Origin of the sequence: Streptomyces sennicomposti, from assembly GCF_019890635.1 — a bacterium.
Classification (GTDB): domain Bacteria; phylum Actinomycetota; class Actinomycetes; order Streptomycetales; family Streptomycetaceae; genus Streptomyces; species Streptomyces sennicomposti.
Genome location: NZ_JAIOAB010000061.1, coordinates 20,725 through 45,368 on the forward strand (window position 1 = coordinate 20,725; position 24,644 = coordinate 45,368).

The window sequence follows — 24,644 nt, forward strand, 5'->3', positions numbered from 1 at the left end:
GTCGGTGGTGCCCCTCAGACCTGGGTCCGGTGGAAGTTGAGATAGGACCGCGAGGCGGTGGGCCCGCGCTGCCCCTGGTAACGGGAGCCGTAGCGCTCGCTGCCGTACGGCGCCTCGGCGGGCGAGCTGAGCCGGAACATGCACAGCTGGCCGATCTTCATGCCCGGCCAGAGCTTGATCGGCAGCGTGGCGAGGTTCGACAGCTCCAGGGTGACGTGCCCGGAGAAACCGGGGTCGATGAAGCCGGCGGTGGAGTGCGTGACGAGCCCGAGCCGCCCGAGCGAGCTCTTGCCCTCCAGCCGGGAGGCGAGGTCGTCGGGGAGGGTGATGACCTCGTAGGTGCTGGCGAGGACGAACTCGCCGGGATGCAGGATGAACGGTTCGTCGCCGTCCGGCTCCACGAGCCGGGTGAGGTCCGCCTGCTCGACCGAGGGGTCGATGTGCGGGTAGCGGTGGTTCTCGAACACCCGGAAGTAGCGGTCGAGGCGCACGTCGATGCTGGACGGCTGCACCATGGATTCGTCGAAGGGATCGATCCGTACCCGCCCGGATTCGATCTCGGCCCGGATGTCCTTGTCTGAGAGAAGCACGCCCCGAGGATACGCAAGGCGCGCGGAGCCCCCACAATCAGGACGACTCCACGCGCCGCGATCTGCCGCTGCCGCTGCGGGTGATCTTCCGCTGCCGCTGCTCCCTAGCGCCTCTCGAGGGTCACCGGCACCGCGCTGCGGAGCCGGGCACACCGAGGACACCTCACGAGCCGGCCGGGTCCGAGCCGCTCGGCCTGCTGCATCGGGAACGAAGCGGTGCTGAACACGTGCCCTTCGGCACAACGGACGACGGTGCGCTCCATCAAGCCCTCAAGTCCCTTCCCCAGAACCCCGCCCGGCCTCTGCCGCCGGGCGGCAAAAGCACACAGTACGGGATCAAAGAGACGGTCCTCCAGGCGGCACTCCGCCCCCTGGGCAACGCCCCGCCGACGGCCCACGTTACGCCCCAACTCATCCCGCCCGCACCGCGGATGCCCTCCGGGCGCGCCCCGAAACGCCCCTTGGCCCCACGGCTCGGACACCGGGGGCCAGGGATGAGGTACAGTGAGCGAGCGCCGCAGATCGACTCGGTCGGCGGATGACGCGGGTGTAGTTTAATGGTAGAACATCAGCTTCCCAAGCTGAGAGCGCGAGTTCGATTCTCGTCACCCGCTCTTTTTTGAGGCCCAGGTCATTGACCTGGGCCTTGTTCGTTTCCCGGACTGACCCGGACTGACTGAGGAACGAGGTGTCACATCGGACGCCATTGGCTATTCGATGGTGTGCGCCGCCCTCACTCCCGCCAGGCATGGGCCATCACGAAGGAGACGGCTGTTCCTCCGAAGCGGCTCGGCCCGGAGTCCCAGGACTCGGCGATAGAGTCGACCAGGAGCAGTCCGCGCCCGTGCGCGTCGTCCGCGTCCGGCCGGCGGAGACGCACATTCGCCGGAAATCCGGGGTTGTGCACCTCCACCCGCAGCGAGGTCCCCTCCCGGAACCACTCCACCCGTACGAGCCCCTCCTCGTCCGACCGTCCGTAGCAGATCGCGTTGGTCACCAGCTCCGAGATCATCAGCGTGCAGTCGTCGACCGAGCAGAGCGGGTTGTACGGGGCGATGAACTTGCGGAACCAGCGCCGGGCCCTGGGTACGGACTCCGGCGTCGGCTGCAAGGTCATCGCCCCGAGCCTCGGCGAGTCTTCGCAGGGGTAGAGGTCGATCATGTACGTCATCCGTGCTCACTCCTTGCCGCTGCCGTCGCAGTCGAGGCAGCGCCGTTTCGATGTGGCACGAGTCCGGTCATCGGCCGTGGCCAGAGCCACCGCCGTGCGCGAACCAACGCGTTTCCAGCCGCGCCCCCGGCATCCCCGGCAAGCTAAGCGCGTGCCCTGATCCGGCCGCTGACCCGTCACGCCGTGCCCCCTTCTCCAGAGTGGCCTTAGCCACTTACTGGATGGTGGCATTAGCCACTTTGGCCGCGCAAGCCGTTCGCGCGAAGTGACCTGCAATCAGGTGAGGGGGTAACCCTGCTCGAACGCCCAGCGACGCGGCGGATAGGTGGCCTCGGCGAACTCCAGCGGCCGGTCCTGGAGGTCATAGACCACGTGATGGACGACCAACACGGCCGATCCAGCGCCCAGTTGCAGGTCCGAGGCCTCCTCCTCGGTGGCGCCTCGGGCGCACATACGGTCCTCGGCGTAACTGCCCTTGCGCCCTGTCATCGTCTCGACGTACATCAGGGTCCCCTCCTGGATGCGCTCAGGCTCCATGAGCCTGGGCGCACGCTGACCGACGTCAGGCGCGAACCAGGAAGTGGACAGGGTGATCGGACCGTCCTGATTGTTGGTCACTCGTCGGCGGTGCACCGCCCGACGGTCCCTCGTCAGCCCCAGGGCCTCGGCGACGTGATCGGGCGCGTCCAGCCAGCCGGCAGACGTGATGACCGCGTACTCGCCGGGGGTGTAGATCTTCCCGGTCTGGCGAGCGCGGCCGTACAACTCCCGTGCTCGCCGGTTCACTTCGAGACTGCGCACGTAGGTACCCGAGCCCTGGCGCTTCTCGACGAGCCCCTGATGGCTCAACGCCTCCAGCGACCGGGCCGCCGTGGGCCGGGACACCTTCCAGTCTGCAGCCAGCTGCCGTTCCGAGGGAACTTCGTCCCCTGCCCGTAGGTCGCCTCGAAGGATCTGATCGCGAATGTAGTGGGCGATCTGGAGATACTTCGGTTGAGCCTCCTCGATCTGCGGCATGGGCCCTCCTCGTCCAAGTGGCTATGGCCTCTGGCCACTATAGGGTGAGTGGCTAGGCCCTCAGCCCGTAATGTTGAGCACATGACGCGGTTGATCGTCGCAGCAGGAGGAGGTGGCGACGCAGTCGCCGCCGCAATGCTTCATGCCGCCCTGTACGGCGACGACGACCAGGCGGTGATCCTCACCTACGCCTGGGACCGTCTCCTGATCGACCCGATCCCGGGCCCACGAGGAGCGGACAACTTCTCGGGGCTAGAGCCGGTCACTCGCTCCGTCTGGTCGGTGCCGGCCACGGCCGAGCCGATCGCACCGGCAGGCTCCACACTCCCCCGCCTCGCGGCAGAGCTCCCACACACCGTCGCCCTGCTCGACCCGCACCACGGCGCCGAGGGCGTCACACGCCAGCTCGAAGAGCTCATCGACCATCTGGCCCCCGTGTCGGTCGATCTGCTGGACGTGGGTGGCGACATCCTCGCCCAGGGCGACGAGCCCACTCTCAAGAGCCCGCTCGCCGACGCCCTCACCCTCGCCGCGAGCTGCCAGGTCAACGCCGCGATCCGCTTGCTGGTCGCAGGCCCGGGACTGGACGGTGAAGTCTCACCCCACGACTTGCGCCCCCTCCTCGGCCCTCTCGTCCACAGCTTCACAGGCCGGGACGTGGAGTCGGTCGGCAGTGTTCTGGAGTGGCACCCCTCAGAGGCAACAGCGATGCTCGCGGCGACGGCCCGAGGGGCCCGCGGCATCTGCGAAATCCGGGACGCCGGCTTCGCCGTACCCCTCACCGACGAGGGGCCTACGGTTCACGAAGTCGACTTGGACGACGCCATCAGCCGCAACACCCTGGCCCGCGCCATCATGACGACGGCCACCCTGGACGAGGCCGAGGCGTACAGCCGCGAGATCTTCGGCTTCTCAGAAATCGACTACGAGCGCAACAAGGCGGCATGGCTGACCGAGCAGCCACCGACGAAGCTCGACCCTGACGACGTACTGTCCCGGCTCGACCAGTTCCAGCGTGAGGCGCGAGCCCGCGGAGTCACCCACACGACCTTCCGCCACATCACCGAAGCCCTGAACCTCAGCGGCTCTCACCGCGGTGAACTGCGTCAACTCCTGATCAGCAGCCGCCCAGAGCAGTACGCGGCGCCCTTGTGGCGCATCCCTGCCGACGACTGAGTTACAACCTTCTTTACGGGTTCAAGGCGGCTCGCTCCGCTCACCGCGCGCAGGCCCGGCCCCCGGCCGGGCCTGCGCTCCTGTCTCCGCCCCGCTCCAGCCCGGCCGGCGCCCGTGCCGCGCTCTTGGTGATCAGCCACCTGACGTCAGAGGAGGGGTACGTCGTGGCTGGGGCGGTCGGCTCCACGGCTTTAGGCAGCCACGTTGGCGCGAGCCTCGAAGATCATGGCCCCAACGTCGTGCTTTAGCGGGCAGGTCCACAGACTGCCCGACGCGCCGGAAGCTTACGGGGCCATGATCACTCGCGCCAAAGCAGCTCCAGCCCAAAGCCGCTCCGCCGACCTCGCTGTGCAACACCTTCCCGATCAGGTGGACAACGGTGAGAGCACAGGTGAGAATGTGTGCCATCTCACAGACCGTCAGGGGGAACAGTGAAGACGCCAAAACTGGTCGAGGTGTCCGTCACCAAATTGCTTGGCCGATTCGATCACACCGTCACTTTTCCCCCCGAAGACGAGTTTGTTATTCTCTACGGCCCCAACGGGATCGGGAAAACCCGCTTGCTGGAGTTGATTAGCAACACTTTCTCGTCCCGCATGGGGGCAATAGCGCGAACGCCGTTCGCCAACGCTATTTTCAAGTTCGAGGATGGCACGCGCCTCACCGTAGAGAACCCGCGCACTCTCACGCCCGAGAGCGACGTGCATCAGGAGTACGCCCTTCGCGTTTTTCTGGAGAAAGCGAACGGAGAAAGTGAGGAGTGGCTTTACTCGCGTGAACAACATGCCATGTCGCCAACTCGGTGGGCACGTTTGATCGACCAGTACACTCCAGCCCACTATGCGGGCGGTAATCGCTGGCTTGATCCAGAAACGGGCGAATCAGTCAGCCGCCAAGACATTGTGGACAGATATGCTCACATGATCCCTTCGGAGCTACTGCCTTCTTCGTCATGCCCCGAAGCGATCAGGAATTTTCTACGTAGTTCCGACGTACACCTCATCGAGACTCAACGTCTACTTACACGTACAGCTCCACCTCGCGAGCGAACACGAACAGAACCCTCAAACAAGATCACGGTTCAAGAATTTTCAGACGACTTCTCTCGCAGAATGCGTGAGGCTCTTGCGCAAAACTCCCGGACATCGCAGGAGTTGGACAGGACATTTCCACGCCGTCTACTTTCAGCTGGTTCACCACCGCCTGCGGCGACGGAAGAAGCCATCAGAACTCGCTACGATGAGCAGAGTCGCCTACGTAGCAGGCTAGCTGAGATTTCACTCCTCCAAGGGGCATCAGACCTGCCACTTCCGGATAAAAAGCTTGACCCCTCTCAACGGCTTGTCCTATGGACCTACCTTGATGACTCGGAACGGAAGCTTGCGACATTCGAGGACCTTCTGCGTCGCGTGCAATTGTTTAGAGATATCGTAAATTCTCGCTTCCAATTCAAGCAGTTGCATCTCAATCGAGATGGCTTCAACTTCGTTACCGATCTGGGGCAAGAGATTTCTGCCGAAGCCCTTTCGTCTGGCGAGCAGCATGAATTGGTTTTGGCGTACGATCTCCTTTTCAATGTGGCGGAGAGCGGCCTAGTTTTGATCGACGAGCCCGAAATCTCCCTTCACGTAGCCTGGCAGCAGGAGTTCCTTAACGACATTGCTCGGATCGCAAATACCGCATCGCTTCGGTTCATCGTGGCAACACACTCGCCCCAAATTATTCACAAATGGAGGCGCCGTGCCGTGGCGCTCGGGGCGAACCTTTAACTTCTGACTCTACTGGGGGGAGAGTTTAGAATGCTTGATCTCTTGACGGCGGACGACGTGCTCTCGCACGTCATGATGCTAGCGGCAACCAACGAGCTGTTGTACGTCTTGGTTGAGGGTTCGTCTGACTGTGGCGTCATCGACCCTCACATTAACGCTGAAACTTGCGAGACGCTTCCCGGTGGCGGAAAATCTGTCGTCATGGGAGCGGTAGAACTCGCACGCGAAGAGGGTTTCAATCGGCTTGCAGTGGCAGTAGATCTAGATTGGGCAGACCTCCTCTACCCGAGAACCAGCCACGACGATATCTTCTACACAGACTATTACGACATTGATGCCACCGTATTCTTCAGGGAGCAAAATGTCGTCAGAATTGCGTCGAACTTCGCCGATCGTTCTCAATTGAGAGCTCATGTCGCGAAGTCCGACTGTCGAACTCTGCACGAGATGGTCACGCAAATCGCCTATCCTATAGGCGTGCTTCGCTTCATCTCCGAGAGGGAGCACCTACAATTGCACCTGAGGGAATTCCCTATTTCTGTGGTGCTCAATTCGGCAGGAAGCGGTATCGACTTCAATAGAATGATCGAGCTCGCCATCAAGCGTTCGCCGAGGTGTGTAATAACCAAGGAGGAGCTTGTTCGTCTATACAGAGAAGCAGATGCCGAAATTGGTGAGCCGGCACGCTACTGCTCAGGTCATGATCTGCTCACGGCATTGGCCATAGTCTTGTATCGTCATTGTGGCTCAAAAGCGTCAACGGACGCCATCGCTCGCGCTACAAGGGCCGCTTTCACGTGCTCAGATGTCAAAGAGTCCCCCTTTTTTCAAAGCATGAGCGCATGGGGTGAGCGCGGCGGGAGAGAAATCCTTTCTTGTCTCTAGTCTTGGTTCGGAGTGTCCCAAGGGTAGGGTCGGAACGGAAATCGGTTACCCAGCATCGCGCAGATCGACTTGACTACATCTACGTCTTCACCGCCAAGTCCGAAGAGTGTCGAATGCGTCGATCGACACCCCCAGGCGGCAGCCCCACTGGCAGCCCCGGAAGATCTCTACCGCTTGTTGGCCTATATGACATCCACGGCTGACATCAACGACGCGTCCGTAATTGGCCCAGGACTCCTGCGGTCGGTCTCAGGCTGCTGTCTGAACCGCTCCTAGAAACTCGGTCCACGAGGGCGCCTTTTGGCCGGGCAGGGCGTGGTTCAGGCTGAGTTGCAGTGTGCGGCGCAGGGGATGGGGGGACTGCATGATTGCGTCATTCCGGGCCGCGAGGCGGGCGAGTTCGGCCGGGGTGGGCAGTCGGTCGCTCTTGGCTCCGTTGCAGGTTGCATGCGCGGGGGCAAGGTTCCACAGGGCGTCCAGATCTGGCCCGTGCCAAGAGCCGACGCTGTCGAAGCGATGCATCAGGGAGAACGGGAAGACGTGGTCGACGGCTATGGCTTCCCCCGGGGCCAGAACATCGCCGCAGATCAGACAGCGGCCGTGTTGAAAACCGACCGTGGCGTCAACGATGCCGGTCACCGAGCGGCGTCGGCGTTTGTCGGTGATCTTAAGGGTGTCCCAGTCGACCGTGACACCCTCCTCGACGAGGCTGCGCCCGACGCCGGCAGCGAAGGAGCTCTCCACGATGCTCCAGCGCGCGCCCAACTCCGCGGCCAGGCCTGATGCTTGCTCCGACTGCGCCAGTCGCAGCAGGTCAGGAGTCAGACGCACGACACGCTGCCGTCCCATCCCTGCCAGCTCGTAGAAGGTGTGGGGCACCGCAGTTTCACCGCGGAGATTGTGGAACTTCTGCATCACCATCATCGGCATGGAACGCACTGCGGCTGCCAGCAGACGCTCGGTGGGCCGGCCGGCCTCCAGCGTCGCCGCTCTCTCCTGCTTAGCGACGGTGAGGAAGTCTTTCTCGCCCAGCTCCACCGTCTGCGGCGCCTGCGGGCCCTGGGCCAAATGCTGCACCAGGCCCAGGCTGTAGGCAGCGGCGAGCTCGGCAAGGGAGATCTCCTCTCGCCCGGTCCGCCCGAACTCCAGCAGGGCCTGCCCGAGAGCGAACTTGTAGGTGCGCGAGTTGGCCCCCATCAGCACTGCCAACCGCCACGACGCGCGCGCCGAGGAATCCTGGGCGTAGAACTCGCGCCCGCTCACTCGCCCCCCTTGCGCAGGACAACCGTCTGCCACCACACCTCGGCACGGCCAAGCCGGTCCGCGCCCTTTTCTACCAGTCGCACCAACCGCAACGCCGCTCGCTCCCCGTCCCGCACGATCTCCTCCGCGGGCACATCGAACATCACCCGGTCTGTCGGCGGGACTCCGCGCCGAAGCAAGACGACCAGCAGCCCCGCCGGAGCCAGCAGCGTGGCCAGCCGCTCCATCGCCTGCCCACGCTCGGCCGGCGCCAGGTGCATCCACACAGCCGACAGCAGCACCAGCTCAAAAGGCCCTTGCAGGTGGGACAGTGCGGGCAGCGAGTCCTCGACCCAACGGACGTCCTCCCGCGGGTTGAGGCTCTGCGCGACCTCCCGAAGCTCACGGACCGGCTCCGCCGCCACCACCTGGTAACCGCGCCGTGCGAGTGCCACGGCGTCCCGCCCAGTGCCAGCACCTACGTCCAGCACCTTCGCCGGCGCCCGCGGAAGCAGATCCAAAACCCCGCCATGCACTTCCTCGAAGGTGACGCTCCCGTACCTCTGCCCCAGCAATTCGGCGCGCTGCGCGTAGTAAGGCTGGACGCCCGCAGCGGGCTGGCCCACCGTCGACGACTCCCCGAGGTGAGGGAAGTTCTCGCCTGTACCAACCATGGCCTCAACCTACGGGACCGCACCGACAACGGCCGACGCATGAAGACGAAGGGTGGGTGCGGAGTCATTCGGCACCCCGGCAGACGTGCCAGAACTGTGTCAGGTCGTGCGGAAAGCCACGGGGAACACCGAGGAATGCAAGCCGCGGACGTCAGGCGTGGACACCGTTACGCCGCAGGTCAGCAAGCTTCCCGCCCCGGAAGCACCCAAGCTTCCCAAGCTGAGAGCGCGAGTTCGATTCTCGTCACCCGCTCTTCTTGAAGCCCCAGGTCAGCGGCCTGGGGCTTGTTTTATGGGAGAGCTGTTGCCGCGTTTTGCGAGGACTCCCCGTAACCCGAGATCGGGCACACAGAGGGCACGCGCGCTTTGAGGGGGCGCCCTCATCACGTCGTGGCATGGCTCTGACCCGCGCTTTCGCATAGGTGAGCCGGAAGCGGGCTCTCAGCCTCCTGTCCGGGGGACGCCCGTCCCGCACGCCCTTCGCCGTGGGTGGGGCAGGCACAATTCCCTTGTGGCGATGGGTACTTGGTCACCGGAGGCCCTGTTTCAGAGTGGGAGGTCGTCGGGGAGTACCCGGAACGCCTTGTAGCGGCCCAACGGGCGTACGGCCCGGAAGTCTCGTCGGTCGAGGGTGAGGATCGCGTCCGTGTCGTAGTCGGCGGCGAGCGCCACGTTCACCGCGTCGGCGAGGTCGAGGTCCAGCGCGCGGTAGCGGACACGGACGGACTGGGCCGCGCCCAGGTGGTCCTCCGTGATCTCCGGCATGACGACACGACCCCGCCCCATCCAGCGCCGCAGGTCGTCGACCGCGCTCAGGGCGGCTTCCCTGCCGAGCTCACGCGTCGCCACGTGATCCAGTTCGGCCAGCAGAAGCGGGGACATGACCAGCAGGCCCGCCGCCATGATCGCCTCGTTCGCCGCCCGGTGTTCCGGATGAGCCGAGTCCAGGGCCGCCAGAAGGCCGGACGTATCGGCGATGACGACGATCACCCGGCGGATCCGGAATCCGAGCCGGTCTCACGCCGGACGGCTTCCGCCACCGTGTCGCGGACCTCCGACTTGGACAGGGTGCTGCCCGGTCCCTCGAAGGTACGGGAGAACAGCGGCTCGTCCCAGACCCGGTTCGCCATGGCCGCGAGGTGGATGCCCTGGCGGATGATCTCGGCCTCGCTTATCCCCCGGCGCTTGGCCGCCTCCTTGATGATGGCCAGGTCCTCGGGGTCGGCGTAGACGTTGGTGCGCTTCAGGGACATGTACCAAGTGTAGTCCATGTACCGGATTGGTGTATGCGACGTATCTTCCCCCCGCCCCTTCGCCGAGGACCAGCCGAGCCGACCTCGCAGGCTCCGTCCAGGTGCCGGAATGTTTCCTGGGGAGAGGGGCAGCGTCCGCGTGGTAAGCGCCGTCTCCGCAAGGTCCCCGGCTCAGGCCTTCTCCGCACTCACGCGTGGCTGCTCGGCAGTGAGCAGCCCGACGTCTTCCACGTCCGACGTCGGAATCGTCACCCGGCAGGGTGGTGCCCGGGTCTTCTGAGCGCCTGGTCTGGTTCGCGGGTGAGTGTCTGGCTGTGCGACAAGGCCCGACGCACGGCAGCAGACGATCGCGGACGTCTGTGGGCCGTCACAGCAGGCAGGAGGGCCGCGGGTCAGCAGAGCAGCTGTCGGCAGAAGGCCGGCACCCGTCCCGCACGCCCTTCGCCGTGGGCGGGGCACAATTCCCTTGTGGCGGTGGGTATTTTGCCGCCGAAAGCCCTGCTTCAGAGTGGGAGGGCGTCGGGGAGTGCCCGGAACGCCTTGTGGCGGCCCGATCCCCGGCAACCCCCAGGGCGAGAAGGAGCCCGGGTCCGCCGATGGCCTTCGGGGCCGGGCACGCGCAGGTGGAGGGCGACAACCGATGCGGGACGGTGAACCGGACTATGAGGTGGGTGACATGCTCCGGGTGTCGTGCGCGCCCGCCCCGGCCCGGGTCACCGAGGTGCCAAGGTCCCACGTGTCCATCGAGTGGCCGTGGGGAGACGTCGATCCCGACTCGCGGTACGGCTGGGACGGCCGATTCGCTCTTCCTGTCGAACCCGACGGCCGGGAGTGGTCACTCTTCCGGACGGAACAGGATCCACGGGGTCTGAAGCCGGACGACACATGCCTCGTCGGCATCCCCGAGACGCTGGTGCACGTCGTCGACGTCGGGCGCTACGACCCGCCCATGGACACCGGCCGGCTGCCTCGGCCGCACACCTTGCTGATCGTGCTTCCCGTCGATCGCCCCGGTAGCGCAGTGGGCGGCGAAGACGAGGGGGACACGATCGAGCTGGACTCCGCCGCACCCATCGTGACGGAACGGGTCTCCCCGGCGGATCGGGTCAGCTAGCCCGCCGCCCCGCGAGCGTGTCCAGGACGTCCGCGACCGGGGTGGGGTCCAGAGGGCCGACGTGTGACGCCCCGGGGAAATCGTGCACGCGGAAGCTGTTGCCGGGTGTGGACGCATCGGCTTCCGCGATCATTCTGTCCTGGAGCGCGGTGGCGATCGTACGGTCCCTGCCGAAACGCAGGTACGTGCGGGGAATGCGTCCCCAGTCGCCGGCCCGGCCGACCGCTCGGCCCGCATAGGCGGCGACGGGCTCGTCGGACTGCATGCCGGCCAGTATCCGGCGGAAGTCGGCGTCGGGGTAGTCCGCGCAGATCATCTCCTTCAGGAGGGCCAGCTCACCGCTGACCCCCGTACGGAAGTTCAGCCGCAACACCCCGAGCCGGTCCGGGTCACCCACCGTCAGCTCCACCGGGCTGACGGCGTTCGCGTTCTCGGGCGCCGCCGTGCAGGCGTCCGCCGTGGGCAGGACGCGGCTGGGGCAGAAGGCCGCCATGTAGCAGATGTGGTGAAGCAGGTGCGGGACCGCGTCGCCGACACGGCTCACCGACACGCCCCCCAGGCTATGCCCGACCAGGACCACCGGGCCGTTCCGTGCGGCCTGCCGCACGATGCCCGTGACGCGCGCCTCGTAGTCGTCCAGTCCCAGGCCCTTCAGCGGGGAGGGCTCGACCGCCATCGCTGTGAGGTCCTGCCGCTGGTACGACTCCGCCACGAAGGCCTCCGCGCCGTGCCGCGGCTGGTCCACCATGACGACGCGGTGGCCGCGCAGCACCAGTTCCCGCGCGATCGGCATCCAGAACGCGCCGGCGCTGTGGGTACCGTGCACCAGCACGTAAGTCACGTGAGTTCCGGGCCCGCGACGCGGGGCCGCCGCGGCCGGCGAGGTGCCGAGCCCGGTGGCCAGCGCCATGCCTCCCACCGCGAGTCCCAGCCCGCGCAGCGCCGTCCGGCGGGTGGCGCCTTCTCGTTCTCCGTTCGTGTCATCCATCATGAACACCACGCTAGGAACGGCCCGTTCGGCCCACCAGCGGTCCAGCACCCCGGCAGGGGTGGACCCAGGACCACCCTGCCGTGCGGCTCGCAGGGCCCCGACCCGCGACCCCCGACCCGCGCGCCGTGAGCCGGACCACGCGGACCACGCGGACCGCCCGGCCTGCTCGGACTGCCCTGACCGTCCCGCACGTCCCGCCGCAACCGCAGTCAGCGCGTCGCATCACCCGTCGGGCAACTCGCCGTTGCCCAGTGCGCCGACGACTCCCGGGCGAGGGCGGGGGCGGGGCCGTGCCCGGCCGGGTCGCCGCCAGTCGGTTGTCCGGCCTCCGTCCTGTCCGGCCTCTGCGCTGTCCGGCCTCCGTCCTGCCCGGCCTCCATCCTGCCCGGCCTCCGCGCTGTCAGGTCCCTGTGCGCACGCCGGCGCGTGGCGAACTCCGCGTGTCCGTAATCCCGGTCCCCGCCCCCGCTCCGCCTCCGCCTCCGCCTCCGTCCGTCACCGTTCACTGCTGAACTGCGGGTCCTTCGACTGGTCGTAGATCTCCTTGCCCGAGGCGTCGAAGGCGTGGACGTACGGGCTCGGGCCGTCGTAGTGGGGGCCGGGGGGCGTGTCGGGGGAGAGGGCCGCTCCGTAGGCGAACGCGCCGTCCGACATGGCCGCCGGGTACTGCTTCGGGTCGTCGCCGTAGCTGATGGTGATCTTCGCGACGCCGGGTGCGTAGTGTCCGGCGCCCAGCATGAGGTACTTCCCCTTGCCGGCGGTCGTCATGAAGGAGTCGAAGTACTCGATCACGCGGCCGGTGCCCCACAGGCGGTCGTTGATGAAGGTGGGCGGGGAGTCCTGGCTGCTCCCCTTGTCGCCCTTCGACTGGCACTGGACGTACTGGCCGGCCGAGTTCACGGCGACGACCACGCCGTCCCAGTCCGGGGCGGCGACCGGAGTGCGGACCGCGAGCACGGCGTCGTACCGCGACGCGTCCGCGCCCAGGCAGGAGGAGAGGATCTTGGCGGCGGTCCCCGCTTCGACCGGGGTCGTCCTCGCGTCGGTGATGGTGAACGCGACCGAGGTGGGTGTCGCACGAGCCGCGGACGGCGCCGGGCCGGCTCCGCCCGCCGTGGAGGCGCGGGGTGTGCTCGGGGTCGGTGTCGCGGTCCTCGACGGGTTCCCGCCGGGAAGCGCCTGGTCGGTGACGCCCGGCCCGGCGTCCCCCGTCCCGCCGAGGGCCGTCACGACCGCGACGCTCACCGCCGTCACTCCGACGGCGACGCTCAGCGGCACCCCCCACCCGCGTCGCACCGAGACACCGTCGTCGGCACCGTTGTCCTGCGGACCGATCTTCATCAGCAGTTCCTCTCGCATCCGCCGGTGGTCCGGCAGATCACGATCAGAAGGAGCCGCAGGAACGCCCTGCTTGTCATTCATCGTGCGACTTCCTTCGCGTTGACGGGTTGACCGGAACTGAACGGCGCTGGAACCGCGGCTCCCTCGACGAGGTCGGCCCCCAGTCTCCGGCGCGCCCGGTACAGCCGGGACTTCACGGTTCCGACCGCCACCTTCAGCACTGCCGCGGCCGCCTGCTGGTCCAGGCCCGACCACACGCACAGCTCGATGACCTCGCGTTCGTGGCGGGGCAGCCGGGCGAGCGCCCGGTGGATCTCCGACATGCGCCGCTCGTCGTCCACCAGGCCGGCGACCCGGTCCGCGTGGTCGCCCACCGGCTCGTCGTGGGAGACGAGCCGGCGCAGCAACGCCTCGGCGCGCCGCAGCCGCCGCCTGGTGTTGGACAGCAGACCGTCGGCGATGCCGAGGAGCCACGGCAGGGCCGAGTCACGGTCCAGCACCGTCTCCGATCGCCGGCGCCAGGCGTGCAGGAACACGGTCGACGTGAGGTCTTCGGCCTCGGACCAGTCGGCCGTCCGCCGGAACGCGTAGTTGTAGACGGCCTTCCCGTGACGGTCGAAAAGCTGACCGAACGCCTCGCGGTCACCGTCGACGGCTCTCGCCCACAGCGCTCGGTCCGATGTCCCTCCGTCCGGTGCGGCGGGGGCGGCGTCGTTCAGTTCCATGCCCTGTACGTGTCCGGCACCCGGCCGAAGGTTCCCGCCGGGCCGGTATCGGCCCGGGTTCTCATGAGCCGGGGATCCCGCAGCGGTCGCCGCCCGCCTGAGCGGCGGATTCATCCACAGACCATGAAGAGACAGCGACCTCTAAGGTTTTGCTCATTCTTGGGCCCTACGTTACGCGGGAGGCACATTCGCGGGAGCCGCCGTGGTGCGGGGCGGCACGAGAAGGGCGCGTATGACGGAGAACGAAGGGTCCCCGGGGAACCGGCCCCCGACCCGAGTGACATCCCGGCTGGCCAGGCGCGCGGCGCTGCTGGTACCCCCGATAGGGCATCTCGTCGAGCAGCGCGACCGCCTGCGGACGACCTGCCACCGGCTCCGGGAGGAACGGGACCGGGCCTGCCGGGAGCGGGACACCCTCCGGGCCGAGCGCGACGCGCTGGTGCTGTCGGTCGCGGGGCCGGGCCGGGAGGAGCGGTCGCCGGGCGACGGGAGCGCCGCGGAGGAGGAGCCCGCCCTGGAGTACCTGTTCGTGCTGACATACGGCCGTTCCGGCTCCACCCTGCTGCAGAACCTGCTCAACTCGATCCCCGGAGTGCTGGTCCGGGGAGAGAACCACGGCGTGCTGTACGAGCTGTACCGGTTCCACCACAAGGTCCTGCACCACCGCGACCGCCTCGCCAGGCCGCAGCCGCTGCCGCCCTTCCATCCCTGGTGGGGGATCGACGGCTATCCGGAGGAGGAGGCGCTGGCGGCGATGCGCCGACTCGTGCTGGACACCCTGATCCGCCCCCGGCCCGATTCACGGATCGTGGGTTTCAAGGAGATCACCTGGCCCGACGAGGACCTCGCCGAGTACGTGGCGTTCCTGCGGCGGCTCTTTCCCGGCGCGCGGTTCGTGTTCAACACCCGCGACCTCGCCGATGTGGCGCGCAGCAAGTGGTGGGCGACCATGCCGGACGCCGCGGAGCGGCTGGCACGGACCGAGAAGCGGATGAGCGAGGTCGTCGACGGTCTGGGGGACGCCGCCGTACGGGTGCACTACGACGACTACTGCGCGGACCCCGAGGCCCTGCGCCCGATGCACCGCTGGCTCGGCGGCGAGTTCGACGCGGAGCGCATCCGCACCGTGATGGCGGTCCGCCACTCCTACTGATCCGCCACTCCTACTGACCGGAGTCCGTCAACGGTCCCGCTCGGCGCGCCTCGCCGGTTGGCCGCGGCCCGCGTATGGTCGCGCGGCGGGGACGACTCGCCGAGGGGCGGCACGGGCCGGGTCAGGAACGGGGAGCGGGGGGCCGTGAGCAGGAGGCGCTACGTTGCCAGGGGTGTGCCGGGTGGTTACCGGATCTGGGACAACCGGGGGCGTCGATGGTGGGGCCACCTGTACGAGTTGTGTCCTGACGATCTCGTGACGGAGTTGAACGGCCAGGCGGATCAGGCACGGATCACTGCTCTGATGAAGCGCTACAGGGCGCAGAAGCGATAGGCGCCGGGGACCGGGACCCTTGGCCGGGAGCGGGTGAGGACCGTGACGGTGCTGAAGTCGCCCGCGGTGGTGGATGCCTGGTTGTCGCGCGCCGGTTGGTACGCAGGGCGCCGGTGCGACGGACTGGCCGCTGCCGAGGTGACGAGTGCTGTGGACAGTTTTCGTCGTGACGGCAGCAGGCTCGAGGTCGCCGCGCCCGCTCTCGAGTTCCTGCGCGAACACATCGGATAGTGGCGCCGCGGGACGCTTCTACCGGAGTCGGCCGCGGCGGCGTCCGGCACCGCCGCCCGCCGCCTGGCCGACGATGCCCTGTTCCGACACGTCGGGCGAGCCGAAGTCGGAGAAGCCGCTTTCCGGGCCAGGAACGCGGCGGGCCCCGCTGTCGGACCCGCGCTGTACGGTCCGCTCCATGGCCGAGAGACCGACGACGAACTGGCGCAAGGGCGTGGCCGAGGAGGCCTCGAAGGTTGCCGTCGGCGCCCTGGATCCCGACTGCGCGTGCAGGGGCGAGCTGTTCCCCGCAGAGCTCTTGCTGGAGACCGATGCCGTCCTCGGCGCGTTCGAGGCCGAGTTGCCCACACTCGCCGACGGGGACGACGCGCGCGTCTTCGCCGCGGTGGAGCGCGTCGTCCTCGCCCTGAACGCCGTGAACGAGGCCCACGACGAGTGCGCCTTCGAAACCGAGGAACGCGAGCAGTTGTGCGCCTACATCGATGAGGCGCTCACCGAGCAGGGGATCGACGTCGCGGCCCTCACCGCCAGGAGCGGGCTCGATCGGCACGAACTCACGGACCGGTGGCGGGACTGGTGAGCGGCCTTCGTCAGGAGAGACCGCTCATGGCGTCCACACATCTCTACAAGCGGCGCATCGGACCGTGGGGGCTCGGCGCGCGCGTCACTGTGGACGTGCGGGCCGTGGACGAGTCGCCGTGTGAGGCGTGTGGCGTCGAAGGGGCGCTCGTCCGGTGGGTGCCTCCGCGCGGGCTCGCCCCCGCCGGCGCGCGGTGGATGGCCTTCGGGTTCGGGCTGGTGGCCGGGCAGCTCGGTGCGGTCGGTGGCGGGGAGCATGCCGTGCTCGTGCGGGTGGACGGCTGGGACGTGCCCGTGCCGACCGACTACCAGGAGGAGGTCGCCGCCGCGGCCGTCATCGAGTGCCTGCAACAGGGGTTTGGCATCCGCGGCGTCGACATCGGCCTCTCGTTCGACCGGGAGCGGAACCGGTACGGGTTCATCTGGGACGGGGCTCCCGGCGGGCCCACCGCGCCCCCGGCGCCAGCCCCAGCCCCAGCCCGGACGGGCTCCGTGTCGCCGGCTCAGTGAGCGCCACTGCCCGTCCCTTTGCCATCTCTTTACAACCCCGGTCCCGGCCGCGTCGTCTCTCCCCCCGATTCCGCACCGGAAAGCCGCCCGGCACCCCATGACGGGGCGGCCGGGCCGATCGAGGGAGACTCCTCATGCGTGCACGGTCCTTCTTCGCCGCCCTCGGCTGCGCTGTGGCGCTGGCCACGGCCGGAGCCGGGACGGCTCTCGCCGACAGCGGCGCGTCCACCCCCACCCCGGTGCCGTCGGCCGGCACGGCGAGCCCCACCGAAGCGACCGGCGCCCAGGCGGGAGCCGGCGACGGCTCCGCCACCCCCAGGCCCGTACCGGCCCAGACCGCGGTGGGCGGCGGGAGCAGGGGCCAGGTCAGTGTGGTGCCCTCGGGCGCCCCGGACACCGGCGTGCCGACCGGGGCGGCCGAGACCTCCGGGACGGTGGAGGCGACCGCGGCGGCCGGTGCCGTGGTGCTGGCCCTCGGCGCGGGCACGCTCGTGCTGCGCCGCAGGAACAAGGCCCAGGGCTGACCCGTGCGGGCGTACCGGACGACCGCGCTGCCCGCGGTCATCGCCACCGTCTGCCTGACGGCCGGTGCGGTCACCGGCTGCCGGGCCGAGGCTCCCTCCGTGGCCGCGCCCCCGGCGGCGAGCACGACGGCCGCCGCACCGCCGGGTGCCTCCCCCGAGGCCGTGCCCACCCCGCTCGCCCGGTCGGCACCGGTACGCCTGCGCATCCCGGACATCGGGGTCGACACCCCGCTCATGCAGCTCGGCCTGGCTCCCGACCGGTCGGTCGAGGTCCCGCCGGTGCGGGCGCACTCCCCGGCCGGCTGGTACCGCGGCTCGCCCGCACCGGGGCAGCCCGGACCGGCGGTGATCCTCGGCCATGTGACCGTCGGCCGGTACGGGGACGGCGTCTTCCTGCGGCTGTCGCGGCTGCGGCCGGGGGCGCGCGTCGTCGTCCGGCTCCAGGACGGGACCTCGGCGGCCTTCACGGTGGACGCGGTGCGTACCGTCGCCAAGGACCGTTTCCCCACCCGTGACGTCTACGGCGACACCGACCGCCCGGAGTTGCGCCTCATCACCTGCGGCGGCCCGCGCAGCGGCGACGGCTACCGCGACAACGTCATCGTGTTCGCGAGCCTGACCACCGCCGCACCGCGTACGGCGTGATCCCGGGCCCGGAGCGGACCCGAACCGTGCCCCGGACCCGAACGGGACCCCGACCCGAACGGGTCCCGGACACCCGCCCCGCACCATCCCGCCCGCATCTTCGCCCCCGCGCCCCACCCCCGCCGTCATTCCGCCGCTTGGAGAGAGTTGAGCCGGTCCAAGGACAGGGCAGCCGCCGAACTGTTCGCCGATCTGTACCCCCGTCTCGCCGGCTGGTGCCGTCGCCTGGTGGACGACGACGGCACCGCCCACGAGATCGCGTCCGAGGCGTTCACCCGCCTGTGGACGCGCTGGACCGCCGTCGAGGAACCCCGCGGCTTCCTCTACGTCACCGCGGCCAACCTGGTGCGCGACCACTGGCGCAAGCTGGAGCGCGAACGCCGGGCGGTGCGGCGCGTCCGCACCGAGGCCGCCCTCGCCCGCCCGCAGGAGGGCGCCGAGACATCGGTCCCGGTACGGCTGCTGGTGCAGTCGCTGCCCGAACGGCTGCGTACCGTCGTCCTGCTGTACTACTACGCCGACCTGCCGATCCGGAGGATCGCCCAGCTGACGGAGCGGCGAGAGGGCACCGTCAAGGCCGATCTGCACGCCGCCCGCGAGTATCTGCGCGCCCGCCTGGGAGGACGACTTGATCACATCCGTTGAGCCCTGGGACGAGGACGGCGACGGGGAACTGGCCGCGCTGCTGCGCCAGGAGCCGGCGATGCTGGCGCCGCCGCCCGGCACCTTCGAGGGGATCCGCCGCCGCGCGGCCCGGCGGCGCGGGCTGCGCGCGGCGGCCGCGGGCGGCGCGACCACCGTCGTGATCGCCGCCGCGGCCCTGCTGTGGCCCACCACGGCCACGTCCCGCCCGACGCCCCTGCCCCCGCTGGCCCCGCCGACGACCGCCGCCGCGCCGACCCCCGCACCCACGCCCTCGTCCTCGCCCTCCCAGGCCCCCGCCGTACCGTCCCCGCAGGCCACCCCGTCCGCTCCCACGCCCACGGTGGGCGACGGCACCTCGGGGCGGGCGGTGCCGACGGCGGCCCGGTCGGCGCTCCGTGACTCCGCTGCCGGTCGGGGCGGCGGGCCTCGGTGACCAGGGTCCCGGCGGGGCGCCGACTTCAGGCCGGAGGTCGCCGGGAGCGGCTCGATCCGCGACGCTGTAGGGGCGAGCGTTCCACCCACTGAGAGTCCCACGGCGCCTACGGTGTCGCGGAGTTCGGAGTCCCGGCAGTGCTTTTCGATGTCCGTCGTGGTCGGCTCGTCCGTGTCTTCGGTGAGGGACGGGTTCCGACCGTGCCCGCCGCCGCCTTCCCGCCCGCCGCCGCGGACACCGAGGGCGCACGGCTGCTGCGGACCGTCGGCGTTCCCGACGGGACCGTCCTGCTGCGTCAGCCGGGCGAGGACGAGGGTCTGCTGCCTCTCGTCCAAGACGTCGTCTCCGTCGGCGACTTGGAGGACTCCGAGGGCTTGGAGGACTTGGAGGGCTTGGAGGGCTTGGAGGATGCCGCAGGAGGCGTCGGCGGATGGCCCGTCATCGGGTGGCTGCTCCACGCGCATCTCGTCCTCGACCCCGCGTCCGGCACGGTGTACGCCCTCGACCCCGACGAGGAGATCGTGCGGGGACTCCACACGGACGTCTCCTCTCTCGTCGAGGTCGCCTTCCGGTTCCAGCGCCTGCTGGAGGAGTTCGCCTTCGGCGGCGATCACATCGACGGCGGCGGCGAGGACGCCGGCTTCGAGCGGCTGGAGGGCGAGGTCGAGCGGGTCCGTGAGGAGATCGGCCGTGTCGATCCGCTCCCCTTCCGGGACGAGGAGACCGTCTGGTCGGTGGTGGCCGATGAGATCGCCATGGGCCAGCGCTTCCCGGGCGACAGCCCGGGAGCCCGTTCGCTGTACGGGTGAGCGCCCGCCGGCGCCGCCCACGCATCGCGCGGAATCACTCCCCCTTCGTCTCCGCCAGCGTGTGGGCGACCAGGGCGTTGGCGTGGCCGTGGCCCATCGCGTGGTCCGTCTTGAGCCAGGTGACCAGTTCCATGTGCTTGGTCAGCGGGGAGGTGCGGATCAGGGTCTTCCACTCCTCTATCGAGCGGCCGTACTTCTTCTCGATGGAGGGGAAGTAGCTGGCCGGGCCCTTGGGGGCGGGGGTGGTGGGCATGGGGGTGGCCTTTCCGGTACGAAGTTCGGAGGGGTTCGGAGGGTTCATAGGGATTCGGAGGGGTTCGGAGGGGTTCAGCGGGCTCGGAGCCGGTTCAGTGGGTCCTGTCGAAGACCATCTTCTGGATGCCGTTCGCGTACGTCTCGTGTTCCGTCAGCTTCAGCTTCTGGGCGGGCTTGTCCGTGGTGCTGAACAGGCGCTTGCCGGCGCCGAGGAGAAGGGGGAAGACGAGCAGGTGGTAGCGGTCGATCAGGCCGGCGTCCGCGAGGGAACGGGTCAGGGCGGCGCTGCCGTGGACGATGATCGGGCCGCCGTCCGTCTCCTTCAGCGCGGCCACGTCCTCCAGCGAGCGCAGGATCGTGGTCTCGCCCCAGTCCGGCGCCAGGTCGTCCTCGGTGAGGGTGGTGGAGACCACGTACTTGGGCATCGCCTTGTAGTCCGCGAACTCCTCCATGTCCGGCCATACGGCGCTGAAGGCCTCGTAGCTGACTCTGCCGAGCAGCATCGCCGTGGCCTCCCGCTGCTCCCGGCCCTTGATCTCGTACGCCTCGGGCTGGAAGTCGACCTCCTTGAACGTCCAGCCCGCGTTCCGGTAGCCGGGCTCGCCGCCCGGGGCCTCCACCACGCCGTCGAGCGAGACGAAGGCGGTGCTGATCAGGGTGCGCATCCGGGGTTCCTCGGCATTTCCGTGGTCGCTCACCGGGCGGGTCGGCCGGTGGGGCGGTGGGTGTGCGCCGCCGGTGCTGTCGCGGGCGGTGCGTGTCGGTCGTGGGTAGGACCGCGGCGCCGTCGAAAAGTCATCGGCGCGTCATCGGTCGTCGTCCGACTTTTTCTCCGGGCCGTCGTAGACCACCGTCCAGGGGCGGGGGGCGGCCGGCGGGAAGGGGCGGTGCGGGCCCGCCGTGTGGTCGCGGGACAGGACCTCCGCCGCGCAGGCCGCGAAGTGGCGCGCGGCCGGGTGGGCTCCCCGGCCGGCCGGCCAGGCGCCGCTGATCCGCTGGGCGAGGGGGCGGCCGGCCAAAGGACGCCAGGCGACCCGCGGCTCCTTGCGCGCCGCCGGTCCCCGGTCGAAGGCGACGCCGTGGCCCGCCGTCACCAGGGCCAGCAGGAACTCGGGGTGGGACGCGTGCCGCAGGCGGCCCGGGACGAAGCCCTCCGTGCGGCACACGTCGAGGAGCCGGTCGTACCAGCCCGGCGCCTGCGCCCTCGGGAAGAGCACCAGGTCGTGGCCGGCGAGGTCGGCGAGCCGTACCTCCGGCAGCCGGGCCGGCGGGGCCGTGACGGACCCGTGCCCCCGCGCCGGCGGCCGCGGCGCGGGGGCACGGGGGGGGAGTCACCCGGTGGGGGCGCGCTCAGGCGATGTGGTTGAGCGCGTAGGAGTCGCCGGGTCCGACCCGGTCGGGGGAGACGGACGGCAGCCGGGACGCGAAGGGCGCCCGCCAGTCGCCCGTACCGGAGTAGAAGTACGCCCTGTTGTGGGTCACGTCGTAGGCGAGCAGGTCCGCACGGCCGTCCCGGTTCGCGTCGCCGATGCCGACGAGGTGGCTGTAGGCGTTCCAGCCGCCGCCGATCCGGGTGCGGGCGGCGAAGGTGCCGTCGCCACGGCCGAGGTAGAGCCACAGCACGCCGTCGCGGTCCCGGGCGACCAGGTCACCGGAGGCGGCACCGCCCACGTCCCCCACCGCGGTGATCTCGGCATAGGTGTTCCAGCCGCCGCCGATCTTCACCCGGCGGGCGAACGGCGCCTTGTACTGGCCGGTGCCCTTGTAGAGCCACAGCACCCCGGAGGTGTCGGTGGCCAGGAGGTCGGCCTTGCCGTCGCCGGTGTAGTCGGCGCCGCCGGTGATCTTGTTGTACGTCTGCCAGCCGCCGCCGATCTTCACCCGGGAAGCGAAGGTTCCGTCGCCGCGGCCGAGGTAGAGCCACAGCACACCGCTGCCGTCGCGGGCCACGAGGTCGGCGTGGGCCGCGCCCCCGACATCGCCGACGGTCTCGAGCTGGTTGTAGATCCCCCAGCCCGAGCCGATGAGCTTCGTCCCGTGTCCCGACAACTGGCCCGGGTTGTACGGGTCGTGGTACGTGTCGCTGCTCCACAGGCGTCCGGCGGTGTCCCGGGCGAGCACGTTCGGCGCGCCGTTGTCGTCGAAGTCGTGCGGCTTGACCGTGCGCACGACCGTGAACGAGCCGGTGGAGGTGAGGTCCGGGCCGATGCCGTTGAGCGGCTTGGCGACCAGCGTCCACGTGTAGTCGCCGTTGTACGCGGCGCCCTGCGGCATCGAGCCGAGGCCGCCCTCCCAGTCGAAGCGGACGGTGGCGCCCGGGTCCGTGAAGGTCGCGGTCCGGGTCTGGCCGGTGCGGGTGTGCCGCAGGGTGACCGTCACCTCGGCGTTGCCCCGGGACAACTGCCACTGGAGCGACGCCTTGCCGCCGTTCCGGTCGAGGTCGACGGTGGCGGGCACGCCGTGCCCGGTCAGGGTGATGCGGGTGGGCTCGCCGGTGCTCGCGACGAGGGCGACGGCCGGGGCGCCGTCCTGGCCCGAGACGATCCGGTAGAGGCCCTCGCCCTCGGCGACCGTGCCACCGCGCACGAACAGCGTGCCGTCGGGGGCCGTGGCCGCGGAGGTGAGGTGGTCGAGCAGTTTGCGGGTGGCGCCGGTCTTCAGGTTGTACGCGGTCAGCGCGTTCGAGGAGTACGCGAAGATCGAGGTCAGGCCGCCGCGGTTGCCGTACGTCAGCCAGTCGCCCTGGAAGGCGAGTTCCACGGCGGGGGGCCAGACCTTGCCCACGTGGATGTTCTGGGCCTTGCCCGTGGCCCGTTCGACGACCGTCACCGTGGCGTCGTCCGTACCGTTGTACTGGGTCCAGGCCACGTGCGTGGCGGAGACGGCGACGTTGCTCTTCGTCGCGGCGGCCTTCGAGACCTCGTAGGTCTCCTCCATGACGCCGGTGGCGAGGTCGACGAGACCGAAGAAGTACCGGGTGTCCGCGTCCGTGCCGGTCGTGTAGCCGACCAGGGCCTCGGTGGCGGTGCCGGGCGTGACCTTCACCCCGGCGGCGTCCTGCGGGAAGAGACCGGTCACCGTGCGCGGCGACTGGCCCTTGGTGTGGATCCGCAGCGTCGTGCCGCCCGCGTCGCCGGTCGCCGTGGTGAACAGCGAGGTCCCGGCGGCGCCCGCGTACCGCACGCCGTTGACGGACGGGCCGAGGTCGTAGGCGTAGACGGTCGAGCCGCTCGCCATGTCCGTGATCCGGGCCGTGGAACCGAGGCACGTGGCGACGAGATCGCCGACCCCGGTGGCCTGGACCGCGGCGCTCCACGGCCACTGCGTCGCGGCGCCGCCCCCGGCGGGCAGCCAGCTCTTGGTGGCGCCGTTCTTCTCCCAGGTCAGATAGCCCGATGCGGTGGCGCCGGCGATGTCCTCGCCCTTCGGGAAGGCGGGCGCCGTCCGGTCCCCGGGCACGGCGGGCACGGCGCCGGTGGCGGGCGCGGCCACCGCCGGGACGGTCAGTCCGGCGCCGCCGGCCGTGAGGGCGAGAACGGTGGCGAGGGCCGCGCCGAGGCGCCGCCCGGTGGTTCTGGCAGGAAGCAACGCAGTGTTCCTTCGACTCAGGTGACTCGGACAGGCGTGGGGGGCTGAGGGGCTGGTGCGGGGAGCGGGCGGTGATCGTGCGACGGGCCCGCGCGGGCGGCCGCGCGCGGTCGGACGGACGGGTCCCCGCCGTCCCGCACGACAGACGTGCCAACCCACACCATGATCGCTGGAGGGTATCAACGGCCTCCGACAGGAGTCACCCGGGTATCCCTCCTCCCCCCGCCGTCGGTCTTCCGCCCGTCCCGCCTCCTCGCGGGGGGCGCCGTCAGCTCCTGGGTGCGGGCGGGGCGGTGTCCAGCGCCCGCCGGGCCTCCGTCACGAAGGCCAGCTTCGCCCGGTTCAGGTCGTCCGGCGGCTCGTGGCGCCGCAGGGCGTCGACGAGGCGGGCCGCCGCGGCCGCGACGTCGGACGGCCCCTCCAGCACGACTTCGCCGAGGGCGCGCTGGAGCAGGACGGCGTCGCCCTGGTCTCCGCCCCGGCCCGTCCGCTCGGCGAGGACCCTTGCCTCCGCGACGCCGAGGAACCCCGCGTAGACCTGGCGCCGCACGGCCAGGGCGCGCTGCTCCGCCTCACCGCGCACGGTCATCCGGACCGACTCCAGCAGTGCCTCGGCCTGCCGGTCGCCCGCGTGCCGCGCGGCGTCGGCCTGCCTGATGCCGGCGGACCTGCTGTACCACCCCGTGACGACGCTGCCCGCGATCGCCGCCCCGGCGGCGATCAGCGCGATACCCCACTCGCTCATGCCCCCATCCTCCCGGTCGCGGCTCCGTGGCGTACGGGTCTCGCGCAGGTGCGGCAAGGATCACTCGCGGGTCCGCGCGACGCGGGCGGTACGATCGGCCCATGTCGCCGGACGACGCCGAGAAACCCGCTCCGACCTGCGGAAACCCTTCTCCCCACCGCCCAACTCCCGCTAGGATGGGAGAATTGCGGGCGACGGGCGACGGGCGACGGGCGACGGGCGACGGGCGACGGGCGACGGGCGACG

At 69.6% G+C, this 24,644-nt stretch carries 28 protein-coding genes, 1 tRNA gene and 1 pseudogene; 15 read left to right on the forward strand and 15 right to left on the reverse strand.

Annotated elements, in window-relative coordinates; translation table 11 throughout:
• Positions 1-14 precede the first annotated feature (14 nt).
• Positions 15-590 carry a dCTP deaminase gene (dcd, locus tag K7787_RS26035; protein ID WP_019983293.1) on the reverse strand — a complete coding sequence of 192 codons (576 nt, stop codon included), beginning with the start codon at positions 588-590 and terminating at the stop codon, positions 15-17.
• Positions 591-1,133: 543 nt separating this feature from the next.
• On the opposite strand from dcd, the gene K7787_RS26040 reads away from it, so the two are divergent.
• Positions 1,134-1,204: transfer RNA gene (locus tag K7787_RS26040), tRNA-Gly, on the forward strand.
• A gap of 119 nt (positions 1,205-1,323) precedes the next feature.
• Here K7787_RS26040 and K7787_RS26045 read toward each other — a convergent pair.
• Both K7787_RS26045 and K7787_RS26050 read right to left on the reverse strand, forming a co-directional pair.
• Positions 1,324-1,761, reverse strand: a complete 438-nt coding sequence (locus K7787_RS26045) for an ATP-binding protein (RefSeq protein WP_223003136.1) — start codon at positions 1,759-1,761, stop codon at positions 1,324-1,326.
• 276 nt (positions 1,762-2,037) lie between these two features.
• Positions 2,038-2,778 carry a GntR family transcriptional regulator gene (locus K7787_RS26050; RefSeq protein WP_223003137.1) on the reverse strand — a complete coding sequence of 247 codons (741 nt, stop codon included), beginning with the start codon at positions 2,776-2,778 and terminating at the stop codon, positions 2,038-2,040.
• A gap of 81 nt (positions 2,779-2,859) precedes the next feature.
• On the opposite strand from K7787_RS26050, the gene K7787_RS26055 reads away from it, so the two are divergent.
• The 3 genes from K7787_RS26055 to K7787_RS26065 all read left to right on the forward strand — a co-directional run bounded on the left by K7787_RS26055 (position 2,860) and on the right by K7787_RS26065 (position 6,608).
• Positions 2,860-3,954: a DUF1152 domain-containing protein gene (locus tag K7787_RS26055; RefSeq protein WP_223003138.1), complete on the forward strand. Its 1,095-nt coding sequence runs from the start codon at positions 2,860-2,862 to the stop codon at positions 3,952-3,954.
• 455 nt (positions 3,955-4,409) lie between these two features.
• Complete coding sequence (locus K7787_RS32320; protein WP_223003139.1) at positions 4,410-5,723, forward strand: AAA family ATPase; 1,314 nt, start codon at positions 4,410-4,412, stop codon at positions 5,721-5,723.
• A 30-nt stretch (positions 5,724-5,753) separates the two neighbouring features.
• A complete protein-coding gene (locus K7787_RS26065; RefSeq protein WP_223003140.1) occupies positions 5,754-6,608 on the forward strand; it encodes a DUF4435 domain-containing protein in 855 nt (284 codons plus the stop codon).
• A 249-nt stretch (positions 6,609-6,857) separates the two neighbouring features.
• Here K7787_RS26065 and K7787_RS26070 read toward each other — a convergent pair whose 3' ends face one another.
• From K7787_RS26070 to K7787_RS26085, 4 genes are all read right to left on the reverse strand, one after another.
• Complete coding sequence (locus K7787_RS26070; protein WP_308036475.1) at positions 6,858-7,871, reverse strand: HNH endonuclease family protein; 1,014 nt, start codon at positions 7,869-7,871, stop codon at positions 6,858-6,860.
• A complete protein-coding gene (locus K7787_RS26075) occupies positions 7,868-8,524 on the reverse strand; it encodes a class I SAM-dependent methyltransferase (RefSeq protein WP_223003141.1) in 657 nt (218 codons plus the stop codon). Before K7787_RS26075 ends, K7787_RS26070 begins: the two co-directional genes overlap by 4 nt.
• Before the next feature lie 546 nt (positions 8,525-9,070).
• Complete coding sequence (locus K7787_RS26080; RefSeq protein WP_009189725.1) at positions 9,071-9,514, reverse strand: PIN domain-containing protein; 444 nt, start codon at positions 9,512-9,514, stop codon at positions 9,071-9,073.
• Positions 9,511-9,777, reverse strand: coding sequence for a ribbon-helix-helix domain-containing protein (locus tag K7787_RS26085; protein WP_223003142.1), 267 nt, complete (start codon positions 9,775-9,777; stop codon positions 9,511-9,513). Before K7787_RS26085 ends, K7787_RS26080 begins: the two co-directional genes overlap by 4 nt.
• Positions 9,778-10,513: 736 nt before the next feature.
• On the opposite strand from K7787_RS26085, the gene K7787_RS26090 reads away from it, so the two are divergent.
• Positions 10,514-10,891 carry a hypothetical protein gene (locus K7787_RS26090; protein WP_223003143.1) on the forward strand — a complete coding sequence of 126 codons (378 nt, stop codon included), beginning with the start codon at positions 10,514-10,516 and terminating at the stop codon, positions 10,889-10,891.
• Here the strand turns inward: K7787_RS26090 and K7787_RS26095 are convergent.
• The 3 genes from K7787_RS26095 to K7787_RS26105 all read right to left on the reverse strand — a co-directional run bounded on the left by K7787_RS26095 (position 10,884) and on the right by K7787_RS26105 (position 13,948).
• The gene (locus K7787_RS26095; RefSeq protein ID WP_308036476.1) at positions 10,884-11,888 is read right to left on the reverse strand and encodes an alpha/beta fold hydrolase; all 1,005 of its coding nucleotides are present in this window, start codon (positions 11,886-11,888) and stop codon (positions 10,884-10,886) included. The two genes, K7787_RS26090 and K7787_RS26095, sit on opposite strands and share 8 nt — an antisense overlap.
• A gap of 489 nt (positions 11,889-12,377) precedes the next feature.
• Positions 12,378-13,223: a hypothetical protein gene (locus K7787_RS26100; protein WP_223003157.1), complete on the reverse strand. Its 846-nt coding sequence runs from the start codon at positions 13,221-13,223 to the stop codon at positions 12,378-12,380.
• Positions 13,224-13,300: 77 nt separating this feature from the next.
• Positions 13,301-13,948, reverse strand: coding sequence for an RNA polymerase sigma factor (locus tag K7787_RS26105; RefSeq protein ID WP_223003144.1), 648 nt, complete (start codon positions 13,946-13,948; stop codon positions 13,301-13,303).
• Positions 13,949-14,180: 232 nt separating this feature from the next.
• Between K7787_RS26105 and K7787_RS26110 the strand changes: the two genes are divergently transcribed.
• The 10 genes from K7787_RS26110 (at position 14,181) to K7787_RS26150 (ending at position 19,810) form a co-directional block, all read left to right on the forward strand.
• The gene (locus tag K7787_RS26110) at positions 14,181-15,101 is read left to right on the forward strand and encodes a sulfotransferase (RefSeq protein WP_223003145.1); all 921 of its coding nucleotides are present in this window, start codon (positions 14,181-14,183) and stop codon (positions 15,099-15,101) included.
• A 144-nt stretch (positions 15,102-15,245) separates the two neighbouring features.
• Positions 15,246-15,434 carry a hypothetical protein gene (locus tag K7787_RS31945; protein WP_308036477.1) on the forward strand — a complete coding sequence of 63 codons (189 nt, stop codon included), beginning with the start codon at positions 15,246-15,248 and terminating at the stop codon, positions 15,432-15,434.
• 42 nt (positions 15,435-15,476) lie between these two features.
• A complete protein-coding gene (locus K7787_RS26115; RefSeq protein ID WP_223003146.1) occupies positions 15,477-15,665 on the forward strand; it encodes an SUKH-3 domain-containing protein in 189 nt (62 codons plus the stop codon).
• 178 nt (positions 15,666-15,843) lie between these two features.
• Positions 15,844-16,245 (forward strand): hypothetical protein, encoded by a 402-nt coding sequence (locus tag K7787_RS26120; protein ID WP_223003147.1) that lies wholly within the window; start codon positions 15,844-15,846, stop codon positions 16,243-16,245.
• Between the two features lie 26 nt (positions 16,246-16,271).
• The gene (locus K7787_RS26125; protein WP_223003148.1) at positions 16,272-16,754 is read left to right on the forward strand and encodes a hypothetical protein; all 483 of its coding nucleotides are present in this window, start codon (positions 16,272-16,274) and stop codon (positions 16,752-16,754) included.
• Positions 16,755-16,888: 134 nt separating this feature from the next.
• The gene (locus tag K7787_RS26130; protein ID WP_223003149.1) at positions 16,889-17,278 is read left to right on the forward strand and encodes a hypothetical protein; all 390 of its coding nucleotides are present in this window, start codon (positions 16,889-16,891) and stop codon (positions 17,276-17,278) included.
• A gap of 3 nt (positions 17,279-17,281) precedes the next feature.
• The gene (locus K7787_RS26135; protein WP_223003150.1) at positions 17,282-17,923 is read left to right on the forward strand and encodes a class F sortase; all 642 of its coding nucleotides are present in this window, start codon (positions 17,282-17,284) and stop codon (positions 17,921-17,923) included.
• A 147-nt stretch (positions 17,924-18,070) separates the two neighbouring features.
• The gene (locus K7787_RS26140) at positions 18,071-18,568 is read left to right on the forward strand and encodes an RNA polymerase sigma factor (RefSeq protein WP_009189714.1); all 498 of its coding nucleotides are present in this window, start codon (positions 18,071-18,073) and stop codon (positions 18,566-18,568) included.
• Positions 18,552-19,001: a hypothetical protein gene (locus tag K7787_RS26145; RefSeq protein WP_009189713.1), complete on the forward strand. Its 450-nt coding sequence runs from the start codon at positions 18,552-18,554 to the stop codon at positions 18,999-19,001. Before K7787_RS26140 ends, K7787_RS26145 begins: the two co-directional genes overlap by 17 nt.
• Positions 19,002-19,138: 137 nt before the next feature.
• Positions 19,139-19,810 (forward strand): SUKH-4 family immunity protein, encoded by a 672-nt coding sequence (locus K7787_RS26150; RefSeq protein WP_223003151.1) that lies wholly within the window; start codon positions 19,139-19,141, stop codon positions 19,808-19,810.
• A 34-nt stretch (positions 19,811-19,844) separates the two neighbouring features.
• On the opposite strand, the gene K7787_RS26155 is transcribed toward K7787_RS26150, so the two are convergent.
• The 5 genes and pseudogenes from K7787_RS26155 to K7787_RS26175 form a co-directional block, all read right to left on the reverse strand.
• Positions 19,845-20,063: a DUF4287 domain-containing protein gene (locus K7787_RS26155; protein WP_223003152.1), complete on the reverse strand. Its 219-nt coding sequence runs from the start codon at positions 20,061-20,063 to the stop codon at positions 19,845-19,847.
• A 94-nt stretch (positions 20,064-20,157) separates the two neighbouring features.
• Positions 20,158-20,730 (reverse strand): dihydrofolate reductase family protein, encoded by a 573-nt coding sequence (locus tag K7787_RS26160; RefSeq protein WP_223003153.1) that lies wholly within the window; start codon positions 20,728-20,730, stop codon positions 20,158-20,160.
• A 141-nt stretch (positions 20,731-20,871) separates the two neighbouring features.
• Positions 20,872-21,339 (reverse strand): annotated as a pseudogene (locus K7787_RS26165) (LysR substrate-binding domain-containing protein); the annotation flags it as partial.
• Between the two features lie 76 nt (positions 21,340-21,415).
• Positions 21,416-23,653, reverse strand: coding sequence for an FG-GAP repeat domain-containing protein (locus K7787_RS26170; protein WP_247721293.1), 2,238 nt, complete (start codon positions 23,651-23,653; stop codon positions 21,416-21,418).
• A 268-nt stretch (positions 23,654-23,921) separates the two neighbouring features.
• Positions 23,922-24,398: a hypothetical protein gene (locus tag K7787_RS26175; protein ID WP_223003154.1), complete on the reverse strand. Its 477-nt coding sequence runs from the start codon at positions 24,396-24,398 to the stop codon at positions 23,922-23,924.
• Positions 24,399-24,644: the final 246 nt, after the last annotated feature.

Coding starts and splice junctions, on each gene's coding strand:
- K7787_RS26045 (WP_223003136.1), bottom strand. CDS start 1,761: ATGACGTACATGATCGACCTCTACCCCTGCGAAGACTCGCCGAGGCTC.
- K7787_RS26050 (WP_223003137.1), bottom strand. CDS start 2,778: ATGCCGCAGATCGAGGAGGCTCAACCGAAGTATCTCCAGATCGCCCAC.
- K7787_RS26055 (WP_223003138.1), top strand. CDS start 2,860: ATGACGCGGTTGATCGTCGCAGCAGGAGGAGGTGGCGACGCAGTCGCC.
- K7787_RS26065 (WP_223003140.1), top strand. CDS start 5,754: ATGCTTGATCTCTTGACGGCGGACGACGTGCTCTCGCACGTCATGATG.
- K7787_RS26075 (WP_223003141.1), bottom strand. CDS start 8,524: ATGGTTGGTACAGGCGAGAACTTCCCTCACCTCGGGGAGTCGTCGACG.
- K7787_RS26085 (WP_223003142.1), bottom strand. CDS start 9,777: ATGTCCCTGAAGCGCACCAACGTCTACGCCGACCCCGAGGACCTGGCC.
- K7787_RS26100 (WP_223003157.1), bottom strand. CDS start 13,223: ATGAAGATCGGTCCGCAGGACAACGGTGCCGACGACGGTGTCTCGGTG.
- K7787_RS26105 (WP_223003144.1), bottom strand. CDS start 13,948: ATGGAACTGAACGACGCCGCCCCCGCCGCACCGGACGGAGGGACATCG.
- K7787_RS26110 (WP_223003145.1), top strand. CDS start 14,181: ATGACGGAGAACGAAGGGTCCCCGGGGAACCGGCCCCCGACCCGAGTG.
- K7787_RS26120 (WP_223003147.1), top strand. CDS start 15,844: ATGGCCGAGAGACCGACGACGAACTGGCGCAAGGGCGTGGCCGAGGAG.
- K7787_RS26125 (WP_223003148.1), top strand. CDS start 16,272: ATGGCGTCCACACATCTCTACAAGCGGCGCATCGGACCGTGGGGGCTC.
- K7787_RS26130 (WP_223003149.1), top strand. CDS start 16,889: ATGCGTGCACGGTCCTTCTTCGCCGCCCTCGGCTGCGCTGTGGCGCTG.
- K7787_RS26155 (WP_223003152.1), bottom strand. CDS start 20,063: ATGCCCACCACCCCCGCCCCCAAGGGCCCGGCCAGCTACTTCCCCTCC.
- K7787_RS26160 (WP_223003153.1), bottom strand. CDS start 20,730: ATGCGCACCCTGATCAGCACCGCCTTCGTCTCGCTCGACGGCGTGGTG.
- K7787_RS26175 (WP_223003154.1), bottom strand. CDS start 24,398: ATGAGCGAGTGGGGTATCGCGCTGATCGCCGCCGGGGCGGCGATCGCG.